Source organism: Bacillus sp. UMB0728, from assembly GCF_002858875.1.
Classification (GTDB): domain Bacteria; phylum Bacillota; class Bacilli; order Bacillales; family Cytobacillaceae; genus Bacillus_AB; species Bacillus_AB infantis.
Window position 1 is genome coordinate 330,011 of record NZ_PKLA01000004.1, and the last position, 21,018, is coordinate 351,028.

The 21,018-nt window shown below is 47.1% G+C and carries 24 protein-coding genes; 3 read left to right on the forward strand and 21 right to left on the reverse strand.

Annotated elements, in window-relative coordinates; all coding sequences use genetic code 11:
* Positions 1-3 precede the first annotated feature (3 nt).
* From CYJ37_RS17455 to CYJ37_RS17515, 13 genes are all read right to left on the reverse strand, one after another.
* Entirely contained in the window at positions 4-783 is a 780-nt protein-coding gene (locus tag CYJ37_RS17455) for an enoyl-CoA hydratase (RefSeq protein ID WP_009794142.1), read from the reverse strand.
* The gene (locus CYJ37_RS17460; RefSeq protein ID WP_101550843.1) at positions 783-1,670 is read right to left on the reverse strand and encodes a 3-hydroxyacyl-CoA dehydrogenase family protein; all 888 of its coding nucleotides are present in this window, start codon (positions 1,668-1,670) and stop codon (positions 783-785) included. Before CYJ37_RS17460 ends, CYJ37_RS17455 begins: the two co-directional genes overlap by 1 nt.
* Before the next feature lie 70 nt (positions 1,671-1,740).
* Complete coding sequence (locus tag CYJ37_RS17465) at positions 1,741-2,304, reverse strand: TetR/AcrR family transcriptional regulator (protein WP_101550845.1); 564 nt, start codon at positions 2,302-2,304, stop codon at positions 1,741-1,743.
* Between the two features lie 122 nt (positions 2,305-2,426).
* A complete protein-coding gene (locus CYJ37_RS17470; protein ID WP_101550846.1) occupies positions 2,427-4,043 on the reverse strand; it encodes a long-chain-fatty-acid--CoA ligase in 1,617 nt (538 codons plus the stop codon).
* A gap of 101 nt (positions 4,044-4,144) precedes the next feature.
* A complete protein-coding gene (locus tag CYJ37_RS17475; protein ID WP_009794138.1) occupies positions 4,145-4,918 on the reverse strand; it encodes an SDR family oxidoreductase in 774 nt (257 codons plus the stop codon).
* Positions 4,919-4,936: 18 nt separating this feature from the next.
* Positions 4,937-6,145 carry an acyl-CoA dehydrogenase family protein gene (locus tag CYJ37_RS17480; RefSeq protein WP_101550848.1) on the reverse strand — a complete coding sequence of 403 codons (1,209 nt, stop codon included), beginning with the start codon at positions 6,143-6,145 and terminating at the stop codon, positions 4,937-4,939.
* Between the two features lie 150 nt (positions 6,146-6,295).
* Positions 6,296-6,427, reverse strand: coding sequence for a YjcZ family sporulation protein (locus tag CYJ37_RS17485; protein WP_009794135.1), 132 nt, complete (start codon positions 6,425-6,427; stop codon positions 6,296-6,298).
* A gap of 83 nt (positions 6,428-6,510) precedes the next feature.
* On the reverse strand, positions 6,511-7,218 hold the full coding sequence (locus CYJ37_RS17490) for a DUF421 domain-containing protein (protein ID WP_101550850.1): 708 nt from the start codon (positions 7,216-7,218) through the stop codon (positions 6,511-6,513).
* A 70-nt stretch (positions 7,219-7,288) separates the two neighbouring features.
* Positions 7,289-7,645 (reverse strand): stage V sporulation protein AE, encoded by a 357-nt coding sequence (gene spoVAE, locus CYJ37_RS17495; protein ID WP_022543615.1) that lies wholly within the window; start codon positions 7,643-7,645, stop codon positions 7,289-7,291.
* A gap of 34 nt (positions 7,646-7,679) precedes the next feature.
* Complete coding sequence (spoVAD, locus tag CYJ37_RS17500) at positions 7,680-8,696, reverse strand: stage V sporulation protein AD (RefSeq protein WP_009794132.1); 1,017 nt, start codon at positions 8,694-8,696, stop codon at positions 7,680-7,682.
* Positions 8,697-9,167, reverse strand: coding sequence for a stage V sporulation protein AC (gene spoVAC / locus CYJ37_RS17505; RefSeq protein WP_035402683.1), 471 nt, complete (start codon positions 9,165-9,167; stop codon positions 8,697-8,699). It abuts the gene before it with no gap.
* A 12-nt stretch (positions 9,168-9,179) separates the two neighbouring features.
* Positions 9,180-9,665 carry a YhcN/YlaJ family sporulation lipoprotein gene (locus tag CYJ37_RS17510; RefSeq protein ID WP_022543614.1) on the reverse strand — a complete coding sequence of 162 codons (486 nt, stop codon included), beginning with the start codon at positions 9,663-9,665 and terminating at the stop codon, positions 9,180-9,182.
* Positions 9,666-10,058: 393 nt separating this feature from the next.
* Positions 10,059-10,394 (reverse strand): DUF1360 domain-containing protein, encoded by a 336-nt coding sequence (locus CYJ37_RS17515; protein WP_022543613.1) that lies wholly within the window; start codon positions 10,392-10,394, stop codon positions 10,059-10,061.
* Positions 10,395-10,566: 172 nt separating this feature from the next.
* On the opposite strand from CYJ37_RS17515, the gene CYJ37_RS17520 reads away from it, so the two are divergent.
* A complete protein-coding gene (locus tag CYJ37_RS17520; RefSeq protein ID WP_101550852.1) occupies positions 10,567-11,064 on the forward strand; it encodes a CotY/CotZ family spore coat protein in 498 nt (165 codons plus the stop codon).
* A 398-nt stretch (positions 11,065-11,462) separates the two neighbouring features.
* Here the strand turns inward: CYJ37_RS17520 and CYJ37_RS17525 are convergent, their stop codons facing one another.
* The 4 genes from CYJ37_RS17525 to mgtE all read right to left on the reverse strand — a co-directional run bounded on the left by CYJ37_RS17525 (position 11,463) and on the right by mgtE (position 16,462).
* Positions 11,463-12,011, reverse strand: coding sequence for a spore coat CotO family protein (locus tag CYJ37_RS17525; protein WP_101550854.1), 549 nt, complete (start codon positions 12,009-12,011; stop codon positions 11,463-11,465).
* 289 nt (positions 12,012-12,300) lie between these two features.
* Positions 12,301-13,074: an enoyl-ACP reductase FabI gene (gene fabI / locus CYJ37_RS17530; RefSeq protein ID WP_009794124.1), complete on the reverse strand. Its 774-nt coding sequence runs from the start codon at positions 13,072-13,074 to the stop codon at positions 12,301-12,303.
* A gap of 136 nt (positions 13,075-13,210) precedes the next feature.
* Positions 13,211-15,070, reverse strand: a complete 1,860-nt coding sequence (locus CYJ37_RS17535; protein WP_101550856.1) for a monovalent cation:proton antiporter family protein — start codon at positions 15,068-15,070, stop codon at positions 13,211-13,213.
* 18 nt (positions 15,071-15,088) lie between these two features.
* Complete coding sequence (gene mgtE / locus CYJ37_RS17540; RefSeq protein WP_009794122.1) at positions 15,089-16,462, reverse strand: magnesium transporter; 1,374 nt, start codon at positions 16,460-16,462, stop codon at positions 15,089-15,091.
* A 156-nt stretch (positions 16,463-16,618) separates the two neighbouring features.
* Between mgtE and prpE the strand changes: the two genes are divergently transcribed.
* The gene (prpE, locus tag CYJ37_RS17545) at positions 16,619-17,356 is read left to right on the forward strand and encodes a bis(5'-nucleosyl)-tetraphosphatase PrpE (protein ID WP_101550858.1); all 738 of its coding nucleotides are present in this window, start codon (positions 16,619-16,621) and stop codon (positions 17,354-17,356) included.
* A 47-nt stretch (positions 17,357-17,403) separates the two neighbouring features.
* On the opposite strand, the gene CYJ37_RS17550 is transcribed toward prpE, so the two are convergent.
* The 4 genes from CYJ37_RS17550 to CYJ37_RS17565 all read right to left on the reverse strand — a co-directional run bounded on the left by CYJ37_RS17550 (position 17,404) and on the right by CYJ37_RS17565 (position 20,267).
* Positions 17,404-18,291: an RluA family pseudouridine synthase gene (locus tag CYJ37_RS17550; protein WP_101550861.1), complete on the reverse strand. Its 888-nt coding sequence runs from the start codon at positions 18,289-18,291 to the stop codon at positions 17,404-17,406.
* 18 nt (positions 18,292-18,309) lie between these two features.
* A complete protein-coding gene (locus CYJ37_RS17555) occupies positions 18,310-19,107 on the reverse strand; it encodes an NAD kinase (RefSeq protein ID WP_009794119.1) in 798 nt (265 codons plus the stop codon).
* Positions 19,108-19,179: 72 nt separating this feature from the next.
* Positions 19,180-19,818: a GTP pyrophosphokinase gene (locus CYJ37_RS17560; protein WP_009794118.1), complete on the reverse strand. Its 639-nt coding sequence runs from the start codon at positions 19,816-19,818 to the stop codon at positions 19,180-19,182.
* A gap of 86 nt (positions 19,819-19,904) precedes the next feature.
* Positions 19,905-20,267: a hypothetical protein gene (locus CYJ37_RS17565; RefSeq protein ID WP_022543612.1), complete on the reverse strand. Its 363-nt coding sequence runs from the start codon at positions 20,265-20,267 to the stop codon at positions 19,905-19,907.
* A 122-nt stretch (positions 20,268-20,389) separates the two neighbouring features.
* On the opposite strand from CYJ37_RS17565, the gene CYJ37_RS17570 reads away from it, so the two are divergent.
* A complete protein-coding gene (locus CYJ37_RS17570; RefSeq protein ID WP_101550863.1) occupies positions 20,390-20,986 on the forward strand; it encodes a CYTH domain-containing protein in 597 nt (198 codons plus the stop codon).
* The last annotated feature ends 32 nt before the right edge of the window (positions 20,987-21,018 follow it).

A 21,018-nucleotide genomic window follows, 5' to 3' on the forward strand; every position in this document is an offset into this window, starting at 1 on the left:
CCCTTAGCGGTGCTTGAACTCCGCTTTTCTTTTTTCGATGAAAGCCTTGACTCCTTCTTTTATATCCTCCGTGCGGAACACCTCTTCAAACAGGCGGGCTTCAAGCTTTACGCCTTCTTCTAAAGTCCTGTCGAGACCTCCATCCACTGCCTGCTTGATTCTGGAAAGCGCCTGCAGTGAATGGCCGGCTATCTTGGCTGCAAGCTCTCTTGCACTTTGCATGCCCTCCCCCGAAGCTGCGACCTTATTGACAAGGCCGATCCTTGCAGCCTCTTCCGCTGAAACAGGCTCACCAGTATACATCAGTTCTTTGGCCTTTGCTTCACCAATCAGCCGGGGCAGCCTCTGGGTTCCTCCGCCGCCGGGAAAAAGGCCCAGCTTTATTTCCGGAAGGCCGATTTGAGCATGCTCCTCCGCGATCCTGATATCACATGCAAGGGCTAGCTCGCATCCTCCGCCGAACGTAAGGCCATTCAGGACAGCGATGACAGGCTTCGGGAATTGATCTATGCTGTTCAGCACTTCATGCGTAGACATTACCTCATCAATCATGCGGGGATTGCTCATCATCTCCGGAAATTCTTTAATGTCAGCACCTGCAACAAATGCTTTGTCTCCAGATCCAGTGAGAAGGACAGCCACCACCCCGTCATTGGTTCTAAGAGATTCAAAGGCTTCGCCCAGCTCCTGAAATACCTTTTTGCTCAGCACATTAAGCGGCGGATTCATGATTGTCAGTACAGCAGTTTTGTTTTCAAGATGAATATGCACATAATTTCCCATCAGCGCACCGCTCCCTCTTTCCCATACTCATACCAGCCTTTTCCTGTCTTTCTGCCCAGGTGGCCTTCCTTTACTTTTTCTTCAATACAGGCAGCAGGCTTATCCAGCGGATCACCCGTTTCTGCATACCGCTGCTCCATCACATAATAGCCGACATCAATTCCTGACAAGTCCATCAGCTCAAAGGGGCCGATCGGATGGTTAAGCGCCTTTCTGCAGATGATGTCAATATCCTTGTAGTCTGCAATGCCCTGTTCATATAATTGGACCGCTTCACGCTGCAGGGCCCCAAGAATACGGTTGGCGACAAACCCGGAAATCTCTTTTTTCAGGAGGACAGCAGTACGGTTGATGGCGTTGCAGACTTCCATCGCTGTCTCAGCCGTTTCTTCAGAAGTCCGGCTGCTCATGACAACCTCTACGCAATCCATTACAAGCGGCGGAAAGAAGAAATGCATATTGACTGTCTTTTCCGGCCTGTCTGCCGCATCGGCCAGCAGGCTGTTGACAATGGTTGAGCTGTTCGTCGCAAATATGGCATGCGGCGGCGCCATTTCCTCAAGCATTGAAAATACTTCTCTCTTGACCTCGAGCTTTTCAACGACCGCCTCAATGATAAAATCGGCAGACTTTACAGCTCCCCCAAAATCAGATGTGCAGCGGAGCCTGCTGAATGCAGCCTCTATCTGTTCTGATGGCAGTTTCCCTTTGGCTGCCCATTTATCCATAATTCCGCGGAGCTTTTCCTGAGCCTGATCCAATGCTTTTTCCTGCATGTCATGCAGGGTGGTTTCAAATCCTCCCAATGCACAGAGCATGGCGATTTGGTGGCCCATCTGTCCTGCACCAACCACGGTAATATTTTTCACTGTCAAAGCCATCAGCATTTCCCCCTTTTAATATCACTATCAGGTATACCATCCAGCTTGCAGGAAAGAGTCAGTTTCCTTTCCTGATTTAATTGGTGATTCCGTTCAAAACCATATCCGTGAATATGCGCGCCACTTCATAATCCGGGACGCTTCCGTTCGGGCTGAACCACTGGTAGCTCCAGTTAGCGGCACCCAGAATGCCGAATGTAATGATTGAGGCATTAAGATCCTCCCTGAACTCCCCGTTCCTGATGCCTTCTGCTATCAGCGCTTCAATATTGGTCCTGAACCGGTCCCTCTTCGGGATAATCTGGCCCAGCCTCTCTTCACTCAGATTCCTGATTTCCCTGAAAAACACTTTGGCGCTTGCCCCCTGATTTTCGATGCTTCCGATCAGCATGGCGACAACATCATACAATTTACCTTTACAATCGGCATTGCTGTTTTTGAGGATTTTTTCCTGCTGTGACAGAAGATCATCTATATAACGGAGGTGTATATCCATCAGCAGTTCTTCCTTGCTTGAAAAATAATAATAGAAGGTTCCTTTGGTCACTCCGATTGAATCGACTATATCCTGGATTGATGTCTCGCTGAACCCTTTTTTGTCAAATAAGCGGATGCTTTGTTCTGTTATTTTTTCCTTCATAATGATGTCCTCTCAATCTTTGAATATCGCCAGGAATTATACCATGAATTGGATGTCTCTTTCTAAGAATGCCCATCGGAAAGCCTTTTTTCAGCATAGGAGTGCCATGTAAACAACCTGTCTTAACGCCGGCCTGTTCCCGCTTCCTCCCGCAATGCTCTGCGGAGTATTTTTCCAACACTTGTTTTCGGGAGTGCATCCCTGAATTCAATGATGCCCGGCACCTTATACGCAGCCATATTGGCGCGGCAAAATTCCATGATTTCCTTTTCGTCCGCCAGTTTGCCCGATTTTAGGACGATGACTGCTTTCACATCTTCTCCCCTGTACGCGTCAGGAACGCCGATCACCACCGCCTCCTGGACGGCAGGGTGCTCATAGAGCACTTCTTCTATATCGCGCGGATAGATGTTATAGCCGCTCGCGATGATCATATCTTTTTTCCTGTCGACGATGTATAGGTATCCTTCTTCATCAACCCTTGCAATGTCCCCTGTATAAAGCCAGCCGTCCCGCAGCGCATGTGCCGTCTCCTCAGGCATATTCCAATAGCCCTTCATCACCTGCGGCCCCTTTATGATCACTTCTCCAAGCTCACCGGCAGGGACTTCCTGGCTTCCTGATGCCAAATCCACTATTTTATAGTCAGTTGAAGGAAAACCGATCCCTACACTCCCCGCTTTGCGGGCTGCAAATACCGGGTTGCAGTGTGTGGTAGGAGAGGCTTCAGAAAGCCCGTAGCCCTCCAGGATGACAGCACCCGTCTTTCTTTCAAACTCCTTCAGCACCTCGACAGGCATCGGGGCGCTGCCGCTGTTGCAGACCTCAATGCTGTCGATGCCGTATTCCTCTGCCCTGGGGTGATTTGTAATAGCTCCGTACATCGTCGGAACACCCGGGAAGACTGTCGGCTGCTCATTTTTTATCGTTTCCAGCACCTCATCGAGTTCGAACCTTGGCAGCATGATGGATTCTGAAGCAGTATAAATCGAAAGATTCATGCAGGAGGTCATGCCAAACACGTGGAACAGCGGGATGACAGTCAGATAGCGTTCTTCACCGATATCAATAGTCTGCTTGAAAAACTCGTAAGACTGCACCACATTGGCGATAATATTTCTGTGGGTCAGCATGGCTCCTTTGGAACGGCCAGTCGTCCCCCCTGTATACTGAAGTACGGCTGTATCATGCTCCGGCTCCATCATAACCGGTGCAAAGTTTCCTTTGCCCCGCTGCAGGAAGCTCTCAAAGGTGCTGTCTTCGCCAAAATCCACGGCGGACGGCTGGAGGCTTACTGCTATGATTTCTTTAAGTGGCGTATTGCTGCGTACACTGCTGACCTTCGGATAAAATGCATCAAGGGCAATCATTCTTTCTGCACCCGAATCATTTAAAATATATTCGATTTCCCTTTCCACACTCATCGGGTTCACTTGGGTGACGATCCCGCCGGCGGCAAGGATGCCGTAATAGGAGATGACATATTGCGGACAGTTCGGGAGCATGACAGCGACCCTTCCTCCTTTCTCAAAACCGCCCGCCTGCAGGGAAGCCGCGAACAGTCTGACATGCTGCCGAAGTTCCCGGTAGGTGATCTTCTTTCCGTAAAAAGATAATGCGATATGCTCCGGATATTGTTCTGCCGTATCATCAAGCATTGTCGGGAGGGTTATGTCAGGAATCTCCACTTCTCTTGAAGCTGAATCGGGATAATGGGCAAGCCAGTTCTTTGTGCTCATCTTTATACCTCCTGTATATAAAGCATAGTTTAATAGCGAAATACCAAAGAGTAATGAAAAGGCTTACAATTCTTTTCACAGTCAGCAGACACGTCTATCTGCTACATGGCGTGAGTGCCTCCATCTACCACCAGGACATTGCCTGTTACAAAGCTTGATGCTTCCGATGCAAGGAAAAGTGCTGCCCCCTTCAGATCCTGGTCAGTACCGAAGCGCTTGAGGGGTGTTGCATCAAGGATAGGATCTTTTCCATGTTCAATAATGGCCTGTGACATTTTTGTAGGAAAAAAACCAGGGGCAATGCTGTTTACATTAATATTGTATTTCCCCCATTTAACTGCCAAATCTTTTGTCATGGTAATGACTGCACCTTTGCTCGTGTTATAGCCCAGCGTATCCATGACACGCGGGTCTGTCCCTCCCAGGCCTGCAACTGAAGCAATATTGATGATTTTGCCGCTCTTCTGCTCTATCATCACCCTCCCTGCCGCCTGGCTCATCAGGAAGGTCCCGGTTACATTGACATCGATCACTTTCTTCCATGCTTCCAGAGGCATTTCTGCAGCAGGCGCCCCCCAGGTTGCACCAGAATTATTGACAAGGATATCAATCGTGCCAAACTCCTCCACTGTTCTGTCCACTATCTGCTGAACCTCGTCCGGATTGGAGATATCACACTGCAGCGCCAGGGTTCTAACACCAAGGCTTTCGAGATGGGCAGCGGTTTCCCTGCAGGCCTCAAGCTTACGCGAACAGATGACGATATTGGCGCCTGCTTCTGCCAGCCCTTCAGCAATCTGGGCCCCAAGGCCTCTTCCCCCGCCTGTGACAATCGCCGTTTTCCCTTTAAGATCAAAAAGTCCCATCACATTCATATAAAAACCTCCATTTAGTTATTGATGCTTCCGCAATTCCAATTTTGCGATCTGTGCCCTGTGCACTTCATCAGGACCGTCAGCCAGCCTCAGTGTCCTGGCATTTGCCCACTGTGCAGCCAGCGGGTAATCATCGGAAACGCCCGCTCCTCCCATAGCCTGGATGCTTCTGTCCAAAACCCGGAGTGCCATAGAGGGAGCAGTGACTTTTATCATGGCAATTTCTGCTTTTGCTTCTTTGTTACCGACTGTATCCATCATATAAGCAGCTTTAAGCGTCAGCAGCCTGGCCTGCTCAATCTCAATCCGGGAGTCTGCAATCCATTCGCCTATCACTCCCTGGCTTGACAGCGGCTTTCCGAATGCAGTCCTTGTCTGGACCCTCCTGCACATAATTTCAAGTGCTCGCTCAGCCGCCCCGATCAGCCTCATGCAATGATGGATCCTTCCCGGGCCGAGTCTGCCCTGGGCAATCGCAAAACCTTTCCCTTCCCCCCAGATGATATTTTCCTTTGGGACTCTGACGTTTTTGTATGTAATCTCTGCATGCCCGTGCGGTGCATGGTCATAGCCGAATACAGGGAGCATGCGTTCAATCGAGACTCCCGGTGCATCAAGGGGCACAAGTATCATAGACTGCTGCTCATGCCGTGCTGCCCTTTTATCTGTCTTTCCCATCACAATAGCCACACGGCACCTTGGATCTCCTGCACCGGAAGACCACCACTTTCTGCCGTTTATGACATATCCATCTCCATCCCGCTCGATGCTTGCCTCAATATTTGTTGCATCCGATGAAGCAGTCCCGGGTTCGGTCATGGAAAAGCAAGACCTGATCTCGCCTGCCAAAAGAGGATCAAGCCACCGTTTTTTTTGTTCATCGCTCCCATATCGGACCAGCACCTCCATATTCCCTGTATCAGGGGCGCTGCAGTTAAAAACCTCCGGACCAATCAGGGATCTGCCCATGATTTCGCACAGCGGGGCATATTCCAGATTTGACAGGCCAGCTCCATATTCACTGTCAGGCAGGAACAGATTCCACAGACCCTCCGCCTTCGCCTTCTCCTTCAGCTCTTCCATAATTTGCGGAACCCCGCTCCAGCGGGAATCCTGCTCATTAAGCTGCTTTTCATACAAATGTTCAGCAGGATATACATGCCTTTCCATGAATTCTGTAAGCTTATCCTGCAAATCCTTCACTCTGCCTGAATAAGAAAAATCCATTCTTAAAAAGCTCCTTCCTTAACTTACTAACCGGTCGGTATGTAAAATAGTATACTCTTTTCAGAAAATTATTCAACTATTGTTCTAAAAATTCTGTCTTTATAGATACAAAAAAAAGAACTGCCCTTAGGCAGCTCTTCTTCCTCACTTTTAGTTATAGAAGCTAGCTCCAACAACAATCAACAAAATGAACAATACAACGATTAGTACGAAAGTTGATCCTCCGTAATAGCCGCCGCCACCGCCGCCGCCGTAGCCGCATCCGCCATATCCGTAGCCCATCAAAGTCACCTCACTTTGTCTTTACTCACTTATAACATATGAGAATTGACAAAAGTTGTGTGGGCAAGCTCCCAGTATTGCTCTCAATTTTCTTTTTGGACTTTCAAAACTGGCTGAATCTGTTTGCGGAAAGTTTCAATCTCTGCAGAAAACTGTCTGCAGGCTTCAGAGAATTGGGGTGCTTCTGCAGACAACTGCTCAAACTGTTCCTGCCACTTTGCCATGCAAGCCAGTATGTTTGCAGCAGACACTTCCTGTCCGGCATTACCAGTTGCCTTCGGCTCATCCACAGCGGGCCGAAAGCATTCCAAATCTTCATAGACGACAGGCTGTTTGACTTTTTTTAAAAGAACACTGATCTGCCCATTTGTTTCAAGCTGGGCAAACTCGACATCTTCAGGCTCGAAAATACTTTTCAGCCTCAGCTGCTCCAGAAGTTCATCCATCGTATACTTTTCCTTTTTCACCTTTTCCTTCAGCAATCTGCCATTTTCAATGAATACGGTTGCTTTTCCTTCCACAGCAGCCCGGAATTTAGGAAAACGCAGGGATAAAAGGGATACAATCAAGGGGGTTGCGGACCAAATCAGGAGCGCCGGGAGGCTGGATGCCAGGCGGAGCCTTGGATCCATCGAGATGCTCCCAGCAATATCGCCGATTGTTATGCCCACAATATACTCATAAAAAGATAAAGAAGAGAGCTGTTTTTTTCCGAGCACTTTAGTGATAAAAAATAGCGCGATGATGATTAAAACCGATCTTATGATTGCTGCTCCAAAGTCCGGCACCATGCCAGCCTCCTCTTATTAACCCTAATGGTGATCCATAGCACCATGCTATCCAATATCCCCGAATCCCGGCTTATCCTTTAGGCTTAAACAGCAAAGCGCCGATAAACCCAAATACAATAGCAGCAGATATACCAGAGCTTGTCACTTCAAACATTCCCGTCAGGACACCCACAAGGCCGTGCTGCTCTGCTTCCTGAAGGGCGCCGTGGACCAGTGAGTTGCCAAAGCTGGTAATAGGAATGGTTGCGCCTGCACCGGCAAAATCAGCAAAAGGCTCATAAAGCCCAAGCCCGTCCAATACCGCGCCAATAACGACAAACAAACTTAATGTATGGCCCGGAGTCAGCTTGCCTATATCCAGGAAAAGCTGTCCGATCACACAAATGACCCCTCCTACAACAAAAGCCCAAAAAAACATTGCTAGCATCCACAAATCTCCTTTCTGAACTCCGGTTCCTTATTTACTGAGTCATTTCAATCGCTACGGCATGGGCAATGCAGGGAATGCTTTCCTTCTGCTGGAAGGTCAGCGGGGACAAGAGAGCGCCTGTTGCCACCACAAGGATCCTTTTCAATTCCCCCTGCTTCATCCTGTTCAGCAGATGTCCGTAAAGCACGGAAGCTGAACAGCCCGCCCCGCTTCCTCCTGACTGTACTGGCTGATCATCTTTGTAGATTAAAAGGCCGCAGTCCGCAAACCTGTTCTCATCAATGTTAAGCCCGTCATTCTGCAATAGCTCAAGGACTGTCTCCCTCCCAATCTTTCCAAGGTCTCCTGTGACGATCAAGTCGTAATAGGAAGGATCAATTTCCATATCCCTGAAGTGGGCTGAAATCGTGTCAGCAGCTGCAGGTGCCATGGCCCCTCCCATATTAAAAGGATCGGACAGTCCCATATCGATGACCTTTCCAATTGTGGCAGAAACAGCAGCCGGCATATCTTTTTGCCCTGTATTTTCGCCCACAAGAGCAGCGCCACCGCCCGTCACGGTCCATTGGGCAGTAGGAGGCTTCTGCCCCCCATATTCGGTTGGATAGCGGAACTGCTTTTCTACGGCAGAGTTATGGCTTGAAGCGCCGGTAATGATCTTCTTTGCTCCTCCGTAATTGATGATAAAAGCAGATAATGCCAGACCTTCCATTGAAGTCGAGCATGCTCCGAATACTCCAAAATACGGAAGCTGGATCGTTCTTGCTGCAAGGCTGCTGGGCGTAATCTGGTTAATCAGGTCCCCGGCAATAAAAAACTGTACATCATCTTTCTCTACAGAACCCTTTTGCATGGCTGTCTTTGCTGCCTCTTCCATCAGGACTCTGTGCGCCTTTTCGTAGGAGTCTTCCCCCATCCAGAGGTCATCGTGAAGGATATCAAAGTCCCTGGCAAGGTTGCCCTTTGCTTCAAAAGGCCCCCCAGAGACGCCAGTGGAAAGAATGACAGGCCGGTTTTGAAAAATCCAGGATTGTTTACCTTTCAGCATTCACAGCACCCCCCACATGACTAATAGTGTTTTAACCAGAGCTACTACAAAAGCGGAAAAAACCCCAAATAAGATAACTGACCCGGCGAGCTTAAACATATTTCCTCCTACCCCAAGCACAAACCCTTCAGTCCGGTGCTCTATGGCAGCAGAAATAACTGCATTTCCAAAGCCTGTAACCGGTACAGCGGAACCTGCTCCGGCATATTGGCCGATATGGTCGTATACTCCAAAGCCTGTCAGCAGCATGGATATGAAAATCATAGTGGCGACTGTAGGGTTTCCTGCTGTCTGCTCTGTAAAATCAAAGAAATATATATAAAAATAAGTAATGGCCTGGCCAATCACACAGATTACCCCGCCCACCCAAAACGCCTTCAGGCAGTTCTTCAGGACCGGGCGCTTTGTTTCATGCTTTTGTTCAAGCTGTTCATATTTCTTCTGCTCGGGTGTCTTGCTCTTTGCCACTATTTTCGCCCCTTTCTATGTGAGCTCTTTTTTCATATTGATGATTTTTTCAAGCTTATCCTTGGCCTTTTTGCGCGGGAAAGCCGGGTCCTCCATCTGTTCCTTCAATTCCACAGCCTCAAGGAAGATTTTATAGTCGCTGGATACAATGAAGTCTTCTTTAGGAAACTTTTCTTCCAGTCGCTTATTGATCGTCTTTTCAATTTTTTTCATGCGGAAGCGCTTAAGATGCTTCACCTTATAAGCCACAAGAACTTCCTCTTCGCCTACAACCACCGCAACATCATAAACCTCTTCGATTGCTTCGATTTCCTTTTTAACCCTTGGCGCCAAATCCTTCCGCTCCTCTTTCTTTTCATCAAGAAGCAAAGGCTGCGGGTTCGTCGTTTTTATTAGTGCCAGACGGCTTTCCGCGGTCTTTTGCTCGTTGCTGCAGCCGCTCACATACAGAATGGCGGCCAGGATGACCATTGACCTTCTAAACATCTGTTTTCTGTTCATATGCAATCCTTCCTATGTAAAGTGGATTTATTCGCTCTTATATTTTCCTCGCGGCAACAGCAATTTATGAATAAAACCAACTTGTAAAAAATGACAATGAGAAAAACAAATGAGGCTGGACAGTAATCAAAGTTGAAAAAAAATTAAAAAGCCGCTAATGCGGCTTTTGAATAGGCACCTTATTGCCTTCTTATTCAGCTGTTCCCCTTCTTTTTGCCGCAATTGCAGCCCTTCTTCTTTTTTTTCTTTTTGACAGGCCGGGACACTGTCCCCTGAACCGGTTTATCAGCATTTAACATAAGGATGCCTCCATTATTTAAATTTCAGTACACAGTGCCAGTTTATGCATGCAAACCAGCGCCTGTGCCGGCACAGTGCCATAGTTCAAAGATATCAGATAAGCCGCTGAATGACCGATTCAATAACTGCAGCAGCACCGGCGATGGCAAGGATAAAGATGACAGGGGCCGCTGCCATGGGGAAATAAAGATAGGAGAGGTAAAGCAATGCAGAGGCCCATACGCCTGTGCACCAATAACAGCTGATAAGCTCGCCGATAAAGCCTCTGATCAATCCCGGCCTCGTCACATAATACATTTCTCCTTTTTCCACAACCTCTTCCAAAAAAATCTGCCTGAAGAATTCGGTAATCGAATCAAATACAATCAGCCTTGTCAGCCGGAAGGCGGCAAAGGCCAGCACAGTGAATTCCCATAGTGATATGAACATCATGTACCCCTCTTCTGAGTTTTTTCCTACAGCTGATGCAGTACTATACTTTATGCACAGCAGAAAAAAAACTGCCTAATTTTCAGAAACAAGGCGTTTGTCCGTAACCCATAAGCCCTTCCGGCAATATGTTATTAGTGTAGTATCACAAGAAATAAAGGAGGAAAAGATAATGGGTTGTGGAAAAAAAGACGATGTTTATAGCTCAAAAAGCTGTGTCTGCGAAGTGGTTCGTGCGATAAAAGATATTCAAGATAATGCCGAAGATGTATGCGAGTGCCCGACAAATTGTTTCCTGGAGCCGCTTGGGACACTGGTTTCTCCGTCAAAAAGGCAAAATGCCGATACACGCGTTTTTGTCCTGAAAACAGCTGACGGGTCACCATTCCATGCTTTCTTCAGAGGCAGCGATTGCTCTTGCGTATCTATCTTCTTCCGTGTAGAAGATGTTTTTGATAACTGCTGCGCAGTGCTCCGCGTCCTAGAACCGCAAAAAAGAACACATGATGGCTATGATACAGTAGATCTCACAGAAGACTGCTGCATCGACCTCAAAAAGGTCTGCCAGGTAGACCGCTTTGTCAAGACGAATGACTGCATCACAGTCGACCTGAAATGCTTCTGTGCTGTGCAGTGCATCGCCGATGTCAACCTAGACATCTGTGACTAGCACCTTGGCCATTCTGAATGGCCCATCTGAGTTAGAACCTTCTTTGCATAAGTCAGGCAAGTCAAACACTTGGCGTTCGCCGGCTTTGACCGGCGGACCGCTTTGTTTTTGTATTGAAATGCGGAGGCGGCTTGCCCATTAAGGAGCGCAGACTAAGAACGCCACGTCCTGTGGCAACGTCTGCATGACCCACATCCTGTGGGCCTCAAGCATAAGACGCGGTAGAATAAAAGGCGTTCTTTGCCTTTAATTCTACCTTGGCTTATGACTAGAGGCTCCAGCCGCTGCAGCTGGACAAATTGAAATGCGGAAGGCGCTTGCTCAGCCCCGAGAATCATAATCATATGATTCCTATTCATTAAAAAGCCAGCCCGAAGGCTGGCTTTTTTGCGTGCTTATTACTTTGTGAAGCCAATCATCTTGATTTCTTTTATAGACTTTACAGAGATCGTTTCTAAGGATTGATCCATAAGCTTTATTTCTACCCTATCTTCTGAAGGCATGCTCTGCACAATCCCTCTGTATGTCTTTTCTTCCGTTAAAATCAGGCAGGGAACCGGCGGCAGCTGCTTGGGAAAATGGATCAGATAATCGAGCCTTTCTTCGACATTCATTTCTTTGAATGGCTTTACTCTCTGAAAAGAAAAGAACCCCTGCTTCCGTGATTCTTCTTCCTTCTTTTCAAGCTGAGCATCCTGATAATCTCTGATTGCAGACTGGACATCATCATTACTTTCAGGCAAATCAGCTTCATGACTGGCTGGACCGAAAATCGACTCTTCCCTTTGTACGGCCGGCTTGCTTTTTTTGTAATTATCGCTTGCCTGACGAGCAGCAGCCTGTTTTTTAGCATTTTTTGCAGAATAAACCTCCTGCATTTTGATTTCGGGCATTTTAAAGTGTGGCTGATGAATATAAAGCATAGGTTCTTTTGTTTTTTTCTCCACCCTGTGCACCTCCGCATTGTTTCTCCTTCATATATGTATGCAAAATGGGCAAATTCGTTTACATGGTGACCAAGTATCTTAGACTCGCAGATATCGCGGCAGAGAAATAAAATCATCAGTTGAGCAGCTTTACAAAGGATTAACACGGGGGGAATATATGGTTCACAATCATGTGCTATTGTTGGAATATACGGAACCTTAGTGCGGGATTGCAACCTGCGCTTCAGGTTTTACCCCCCATTTACATATAGAAAAGGCAGGCCAAGGAAATGGCCTGCCAATTTTTTTATTAGCCCATGATATGGAAACCGGAGTCAACATGGATGTTTTCCCCAGTGATTCCTCTGGACATATCGCTGAATAAGAACACCGCAGTATCTCCGACTTCTTCTTGTGTGGTGATGCGGCGCAGAGGTGCCTTTTCTTCAATTTCCCTCAAGATTGAATTGAAGTCGCTGACACCTTTTGCAGACAAGGTACGGATCGGGCCAGCAGAAATAGAATTAACCCGTATACCTGATTTGCCAAGATCTGATGCAAGATATCTCACGCTTGCATCGAGCGACGCCTTGGCAACTCCCATAACATTGTAATTCTGCATAACACGCTCTCCGCCCAGATAGGTCAGTGTGACAATGCTTCCTCCATCGGTCATCAATTCTTTTGCTTCCTTTGCCACTGCTGTCAAAGAATAAGAGCTGATATTATGGGCAAGCAGGAATCCGTCCCTGGTCGTGTTCATGAAATCCCCCTGCAGCTCTTCTTTATTGGCAAAGGCGATGCAATGGGCGACGCCATGGATGGTTCCTGCCTGGGCTTTAATTTCTGCGAAGCATTTGGCAACTTCTTCGTCATTTGTCACATCACACGGGATGACAAGGCTATCTGCATTTTCCAGTGAGCCTGCCAGCTCTTTTACGCTCTTTTCAAGGCGTTCTCCTGCATATGTAAAAATCAGGCGCGCTCCTGCTTCATGCAACGAACGGGCAATTCCCCATGCTATGCTGCGTTTATTGGCCACTCCCATTACAACATATGTTTTTCCTGCTAAAGACAGAGTCATAGTCGGTGCCTCCTATATTAATACATGTTATTAGTACCTAGTACTAATATTACTACATAATCAGCTAAAAGGAAAGTGCTGTTAAAGAATATAAGAAAGCCGGCCATCTTAAACGGCCGGCTTTCTATGATGCTGATTAACACCATTCGCAGAACTCAAGCTCACGCTTCAATTCATCCACATACTCTTTAGAACCTGTAACGATCAGCCTGTCATTCATCTGAAGCTCAGTATCCCCATGCGGGACAATTGAATCCATTCCGCGGAAAATGCGGACAAAAATAACATCCCCGGTAAATGGAAATCTCCTTAAGGTCATGCCGTCAAACTGGCTGTTCAGCAGCTTGATCTCATACAGGGATGTTTCCTGATTGGTCAGGATATTCATCACGCTAGGAGATTCGATTAGAGCACGCAAAAGCGCCTTTGTCGATAAAAGCACTGAGAAGACTTCCACTTCCTGCTCACGAAGGGATTCTTCCAGGTCAGGGCTTTCGATGCGGCAGATGACCCGCTCTACTCCCCGTTCCTTGAAAGCGACGGATAATGTGGCATTAGCTTCTTCATCACCTGTAGAAATCACAACAATATCCGAATTGAAAACATCTGTACCCTCTAGGACACCCACTGTGAAATCATCAACCTCTTCTATCTCGAAAAGGGAATCGGCAATCTGCTTATCAGACTTCTCTTGCTTTTTATGGTACAGCTTTGGTTCATACAGCGAGGATTTCAGTTCACTGTAAACCGGAAGTGTAAGCTGGTTGGCGCCAATAAAGGCGACCTTGAGCATTTTTTCCTCTGCAGCTTCTTTCGGGAAAAGCTTTTTGAAGACAATCGGAGTCAGCACACAGGTAATGATTGCAACCAGGATCAGCGTTCCGCTCATCTCTGCTGTGATGATCTCCATCCTTTCTCCGATGGTTGCTGCCGCAATGACAAGAGACAGCGTGGATGTCAGCAGGAACCCTGATGCTATCACAGTTTTTGCTTCATACCATTTCTTGAGAATAAGAACTGGGACAAGCTTGGAAGCAAGCAGGGCAATCAGCAGAAGCGGAATAAGCATAAGCATCTTCTGATCGCTGAATAACGTCCACACATTAAGGTCAACACCGACCATTACAAAGAAAATAGGAATCAGGAAGCCATAGCCGAATGAATCCAGTTTATGAATCATTTCCTGATTTGGTGCAAGCAGGGACACAAGCACACCTGCCAGGAATGCACCGAGTATATTCTCCGCGCCAACCGTTTCAGAAAGGCCAACCAAGAGCAGAATGAGTGTAAAAACTGCTCTCGTGCCAATTTGAACTGTACCGGTTGACATCGCCTCAATGAAATTGCGTTTCTGGAACTTCTTTCCGACAAAAAACAGGATGACTCCGGCTCCGAATAATACGAGCAGAAGCCAGGTATTGCCTTCACCGCCATCATTAAGCGACACAAAGACAGCCAGGAGGATCATTGTCGCCAAGTCGGCAATGACTGCGATCAGCAGGATGATCTGCCCGATCCCCGTTTTCATCAGATGGGCTTCTTTCAATGTAGGCACTACCACCCCAAGGGATATGGTCGAAATGATCAGGGTCATCAGGAAAGCATTATCAATGAATCCTGCCAGGACAAACAAATAGGAAAGCAGCAGCGATACAGCGAAAATCCCGACAAACACAATGGACGCAACAAGAAACGTGTTTGGCTCAGGCTTTCCATTTGGCAGGACTGCTTTTTTCTTGCTCTTTTTGAAAGCCGAAAAGTCAATTTCAAGCCCGCTTAAAAACATCAGGAAAATAAAGCCGAGGGTCGAGAGGGTTTCCAGCCACATGTCTTCATGAACCAGGTCAAACCCGCTTTTTCCTATGATCAGGCCGACAATGATTTCCGCCACGACGACAGGGATAAAGTTTAACTTCAATCGATGCAGCACAATAGGTGTGATAAACGCTGCAAGAATGACTATAACAAGAGAAGCAACAGATGCTCCATGCTCCATATCTATTCCTCCTCCGATTTAAATCAGATAGCTCATGAACAATGTGGCCATCCCAAAATAAATTAAAATACTGATAATATCATTTATTGTTGTAATAAAAGGTCCTGAAGCAACTGCCGGGTCGATCTTCATACGGTGCATGATCAACGGTACGAGCGCCCCTGCGAGTGTTGCAACAATCAATGTAGAGAAAATGGAAATGCCGACAAGCAGGCCAAGATAGATATCGCCATGCCAGAGCCATACAGCGAGACTGACCAATATCCCGCAGATCGTCCCTGTAATGACCCCTGTCCCTGCTTCCCTGAAAATAAGCTTCGATTTGTTCTCCCTTTCAAGGTCGCCTGTTGCAATCCCGCGTACAGCAACTGCCAGGGCCTGTGTGCCCGTATTACCAGCCATGCCGGCGATAAGCGGTATGAACACAGCCAGTATGGACACCTTGCTCAGCGTTTCTTCAAACCGTCCAATCAGACTGGCAGTCATCATCCCCAGAAACAGCAGGATAATAAGCCATGGCAGCCTCTTTCTGGCAGCAGCAAATGGACTTCGATCAAGAGTATCCATGTCAGAAACCGCTGCTAGCTTGGAATAATCGTCTGATGCCTCTTCTTCCATGACATCCATTACATCATCAACTGTTATGATTCCCAATAAATGATTCTGAAAATCCACTACCGGCAAGGCCAGGAAATTATAATCCTTAATTTTTCGGGCAACATCCTCCTGATCTTCGCCCACCGACACTGAGACGACCCGGTCATTGGTGATTTCCGCGATCATCGTATCGTCATCGTTCACAATCAGATCACGGAGGGAAATGACCCCTGCCAGCTTTTTGTCTTCATCCACTACGTATACATAATAGATTGTTTCGGCCCGGGGGGCTTCATTTTTCAGGATATACATAGCAGAACGGACCGTCTGATTGGCGGAGATCGAAATGAATTCGGTCGTCATGATGCTTCCTGCCGTATATTCTTCATAATGCAGCAGGTCTTTGATTTCCTGTGCCGCATCACTGTCCATTATGGTCAGATAGCTTGCAGCCTGGTCTTTGTCCAATTCATTCAGGACATCGACCGCATCATCAGCATACATATTTGACAGCATATCTGCTGCATAGCTTGGATTCATTTCAGCCAGTACATCTTTGTATTCTTCCTCATCCACTTCCAGATTTTCAAAGAGACCTGCCATCTCTTCCGGGGACAGGAATTGATAGATGACTGAACGGGCTTCTTCCTCCAGCTCCTTAAAAAATGAAGCTTGATCATAAGGGTGCAGATCAAGGAACTCCTCCCTGAAAACATCTAAATCTTCATTTTGTAAAGACTGGAGCAGCAGCTCGCGGTTATATTGCTCCGAGGGTCTTTCTTGCATATCGGGCATGATTTACCCCTCCTTCCGGGTATACTAAAACAGTCTTTACTATACTAGCAAATGTTTGTTTTTTTGTCGTCATTAAAATCTTCCCACAGGAATATTTTGAGGATTTCAAATATACTGAGTAAGACCTGCTTAAATGATAGGCGGAGGAGGAACAGAATGAAAATTGATATCATTGGGGATATACATGGATGCTTTGCTGAATTCAAAACACTCACTATGAAGACGGGCTATTCCTGGGAAACCGGCATCCCCATCCATCCTGATGGGAGAAAGCTTGCTTTTGTCGGTGACCTGACTGACCGGGGCCCCGAGTCGCTGAAAACGGTTGAGATTGTCTGGGAGCTTGCCAGGCGGCAGGAAGCCTATTATTCACCGGGCAACCATTGCAATAAGCTTTACCGCTTTTTCCTGGGCAACAAAGTCCAGATTACCCACGGCCTTGAAACCACTGCTGCTGAATATGAAGCCCTTCCCCATAAGGAAAAAAAAGAAATAAGAAGAAAATTTATGGAACTGTACGAAAAGGCTCCCCTCTATCAGGTGCTTGACGGGGGAAAGCTCGTCATTGCCCATGCGGGGATCAAGGAAGAATATATCGGGAAAAATAATGCAAAGGTGAAAACTTTTGTATTATACGGAGACATTACCGGGAAGAACAATGCAGATGGCACTCCTGAAAGAAGGGACTGGGCAAAGGCGTATAAAGGAGAGAGGGTCATTGTGTATGGACACACGCCCGTGAAGGAACCGCGAACCGTCAATTCAACCTTTAATATTGATACAGGTGCCGTTTTTGGCAACAAGCTTACAGCCTTGAGATACCCGGAAATGGAATTGGTTTCTGTCGGCTCCTCCATGCCTTTCAATGCAGAAAAGTTCCGGGACATCCTTTAAACATCTGCCGGCATAGTAAAACGGCCGCCTAAAAAGGCGGCTGTCTTCTATTCCAGCAGTGCCTTCATATCATCAGGCAGCCCGGCTGAGAAGCAAAGCTCCCTCTCCAGGAACGGATGAAAAAAACGGAGCTCCCGGCAATGAAGGGCTTGGCGGCTGATTTGATTTTTATTCCCGCCATACAGCCCGTCTCCAAGCAGGGGATGGCCGAGATGGGAAAGATGGACCCGAATCTGGTGAGTTCTCCCTGTTTCAAGCACCAGCTCCGCATAAGTGAACTCTCCGGTTCCTTTTACTTTATAATGTGTGCAGGCATACTGCCCTTCAAGGAAATTGACTTCCCTTTCAATGATGCTGTCCTTTTTGCGCGCAATCGGTGCCTCAATGGACCCTTCTACCGGGAATAGCTTTCCTTCTGCAAAGGCTTCATAGGTTCTCTTAACCCTGCCTTCCCTCTGCAGTGTGCTCATTAAGTGATGGACATGGCGGTGCTTGGCAACCAGGACCAGCCCTGAAGTGTCACGGTCAAGCCTTGTCACAATATGGACCGTCGATGCCAGATCGATTTTCCTGTAATAGCCGATAAGTGCATTCGCAAGGCTTCCGCGTGGATGCTCTCTTGAGGGGATCGTGCTCATAGCGGCTGGCTTGTTGACAACCAGTACATAAGGATCTTCATACACGATAGCCAGGGGAATGTCTTCTGCTTCCATCCCTGGACTCGGCATTTCAGAAGGAAACCTGAGGGAAAGGCAGTCCCCCTCATTTAGCGTATAGCGCACATTTTCCTCATTGCCGTTCACTTCGATTTTCCCGCCGCTGAACTTTATATCAGTCAGGGCAGCTTTGGAAATTTCACGCTGCTTCAGATAATCTTTAATGGACTGTCCGCTGTCCTGCTTATCGATTCTCCAATTTAATGTGAACGAATCCATGGACGGGCCCTTCCCTTCTTAGTTGTCGGTAATAAATGAATCATGCACCCTTTTCCAGAATGGGAATGGACGGAAACGGGCAAACCTGATCTTCTCATCCGCCACCCTGAACTGGATCGACTTTACATCCTTGTGCAGGAGCGTCAGATGGTCAATTGTAATCTGGAAGTCCGGTACATTTACCGGCTTCAGCATGCACGTATGATGGGCCGGCAGGACAAGCGGTGAACCCAGCGTCCTGAATACCCTGTTATTGATTGAAGCCATTTCCGCAAACTGGATGGCAGGCAGCGAAGGATGGAGAATGGCCCCTCCAAGCGCTTTATTATAAGCCGTACTTCCTGATGGAGTGGACAGGCAGAGCCCGTCTCCCCTGAAGCGCTCGAAATGCTGTCCCCTGATTTCCACGTCCATTACCAATGTGCCCTCGATGCTCTTGACTGTCGACTCATTCAGGGCCAGATATCTCGTTTCCCTTCCTCCATGCTGGTAGCGGATAATCACTTCAAGAAGCGGATATTCAATCACCTGGTACGGCGTTTTGGCAATGGCAATCACCAGCTTTTCGATTTCTTCCGGCACCCAATCAGCATAAAAGCCAAGATGTCCTGTATGTATGCCGACGAAAGCCGTTTTTTCCAGCCTGCTGCTGTACCGGTGGAAAGCATAGAGAAGCGTGCCATCCCCGCCTATGGATACAACAATATCCGGCTGATCCTCATCATATATTAAATCGAAATCCAGTAAATACGTTTTCATTTTATGCATAAGTGTATTTGATTTGGAGTCGCCTTTAGACGTAATGGCAAATTTCATTGTGCTTTTTCTCTCCTTTTCAAAATCCCAGTTTGACCTTTGCCCTTGTAGTGGACAGAAGCCTTGCCGCCGTCAGCTTCCGCCTTCCTTCTGATGCTCTTTCTTCCGGGTGAAGAACGCCTGTGCATCCTGGATTTCTCCTCTGATCAGGGACATTTCTTCGTCCAGGCGGAAGGCAGCCTCAGCAGCCCTTTTCAGCCTCATCTGTATATCCTTTGGAAATTGGCCGCGGTATTTATAATTCAATGAGTGTTCTATAGTCGCCCAAAAGTTCATGGCCAGCGTCCTGATCTGGATTTCAACAAGGATTTTTTTCTCGCCATTGATCGTTTGGACAGGATATCTTATGACGACATGATAGGAACGGTAGCCGCTTGCCTTTTTGTGGGAAATATAATCCCTTTCCTCTATCAGCTCGAAATCGTTCCTGCGGCGGAGCATTTCAACAACCAGTTTTATGTCATCCACAAACTGGCACATCATCCTCAAGCCCGCAATATCCTGCATCTCGGTTTCCAATTTATCAAGAGGTATCCCCTTTTGATTGGCTTTATCCAATATGCTCGCAATCGGCTTTACCCTGCCTGTCACAAATTCAATCGGGGAACTTGAGGAATCAAGTTCAAACTGGCCCCTCATCCCTTTCAGTTTTACCTTCAATTCCTCGACAGCCTGCTTATAAGGTGCTAAAAATTGATCCCAATGCTTCATGCGCATCTTCACCTCATCCCATTTTCTCTATTTTCCGGAGGAAGGCCGGGTTGCACCAGCCTTTCTGCCGGGGGCTATTGCGCTTTTCAGAAGGCGGCTTCCACCTTTGCCACCATTTCATCTCCATAATTGCTGTTGCCTTTAATATTCTCGATCAGATAGCCGAGTTCCTCCCTGAATTGAGGAAGATGCAGCCTGCCAGGGCCGTTTGCCAGATAGGCATCCGCCCCTGCTGCGAGGGCCTGGCTCATGGCAGCCCATATGCCTTCTGATAGGACTATGTATGTATATTCATCATTGCTTTCCGCAATATAAACAAATGCCAGGTTATCTGAATCGACCAGCATCTGTCCATTCGCCTTAAGCCCATTAATATCCTGTTCTGTCTCCAGCAGCAGCTCATTCGTTTCTGTCAGTGCCGCATTGGTTATGTCTATTTTTTTATTCATGAATTCCAACCTCCCATACTCTCCCCTATTTTATCACAGGTTGTTTCTATATCCTAAGGATTGAAGTCTGTCTGAAAGAAAGAGATAATAAAAATGACTATACTCAGGGGAGCACACATAATATGAGCCATTCACAGCACATTGAAATAGAATACAAGAACATGCTGGAGCAGCATGAATTTGAGAAGGCGGCAGCCTTTCTGCAGGTTAAACCGGCAGATTTTTTCTCGCAGGAAAACCATTATTTTGATACACCGGACTTTAAGCTCAAGGACAAAATGAGCGCGTTAAGAATCCGTTTTAAAAACGGGACATATGAAATGACGCTCAAGCAGCCGGCAGACGAAGGGCTTCTCGAGACAAATATAGAGCTTTCGCAAACGGAAGCGGATGCCTGCATGCAAACAGGAAGCATCCCGGACGGCCTCATAAAAGAGGCGCTTGAAATCATGAAAATTCCTGCTGCTGAACTTGAATACTTTGGATCCCTTTCTACCAGACGGGCCGAAAAAGCTTATAATGGCGGCCTGATGGTTCTCGACCATAGTTCCTATTTAAATTGCGAGGATTATGAATTAGAATATGAGGTAAGTGACAGCGAAAAAGGAAAGAAGGAATTTATCCTTTTCCTGAAACTCCTAAACATTCCCGAAAGAAAGACCGAAAATAAAATTAAGAGGTTTTACCGTCAAAAATTAAACATGCACACTGCTGAATGATTAAAGCTTTGGCAGTTATATAAAAGGAGACA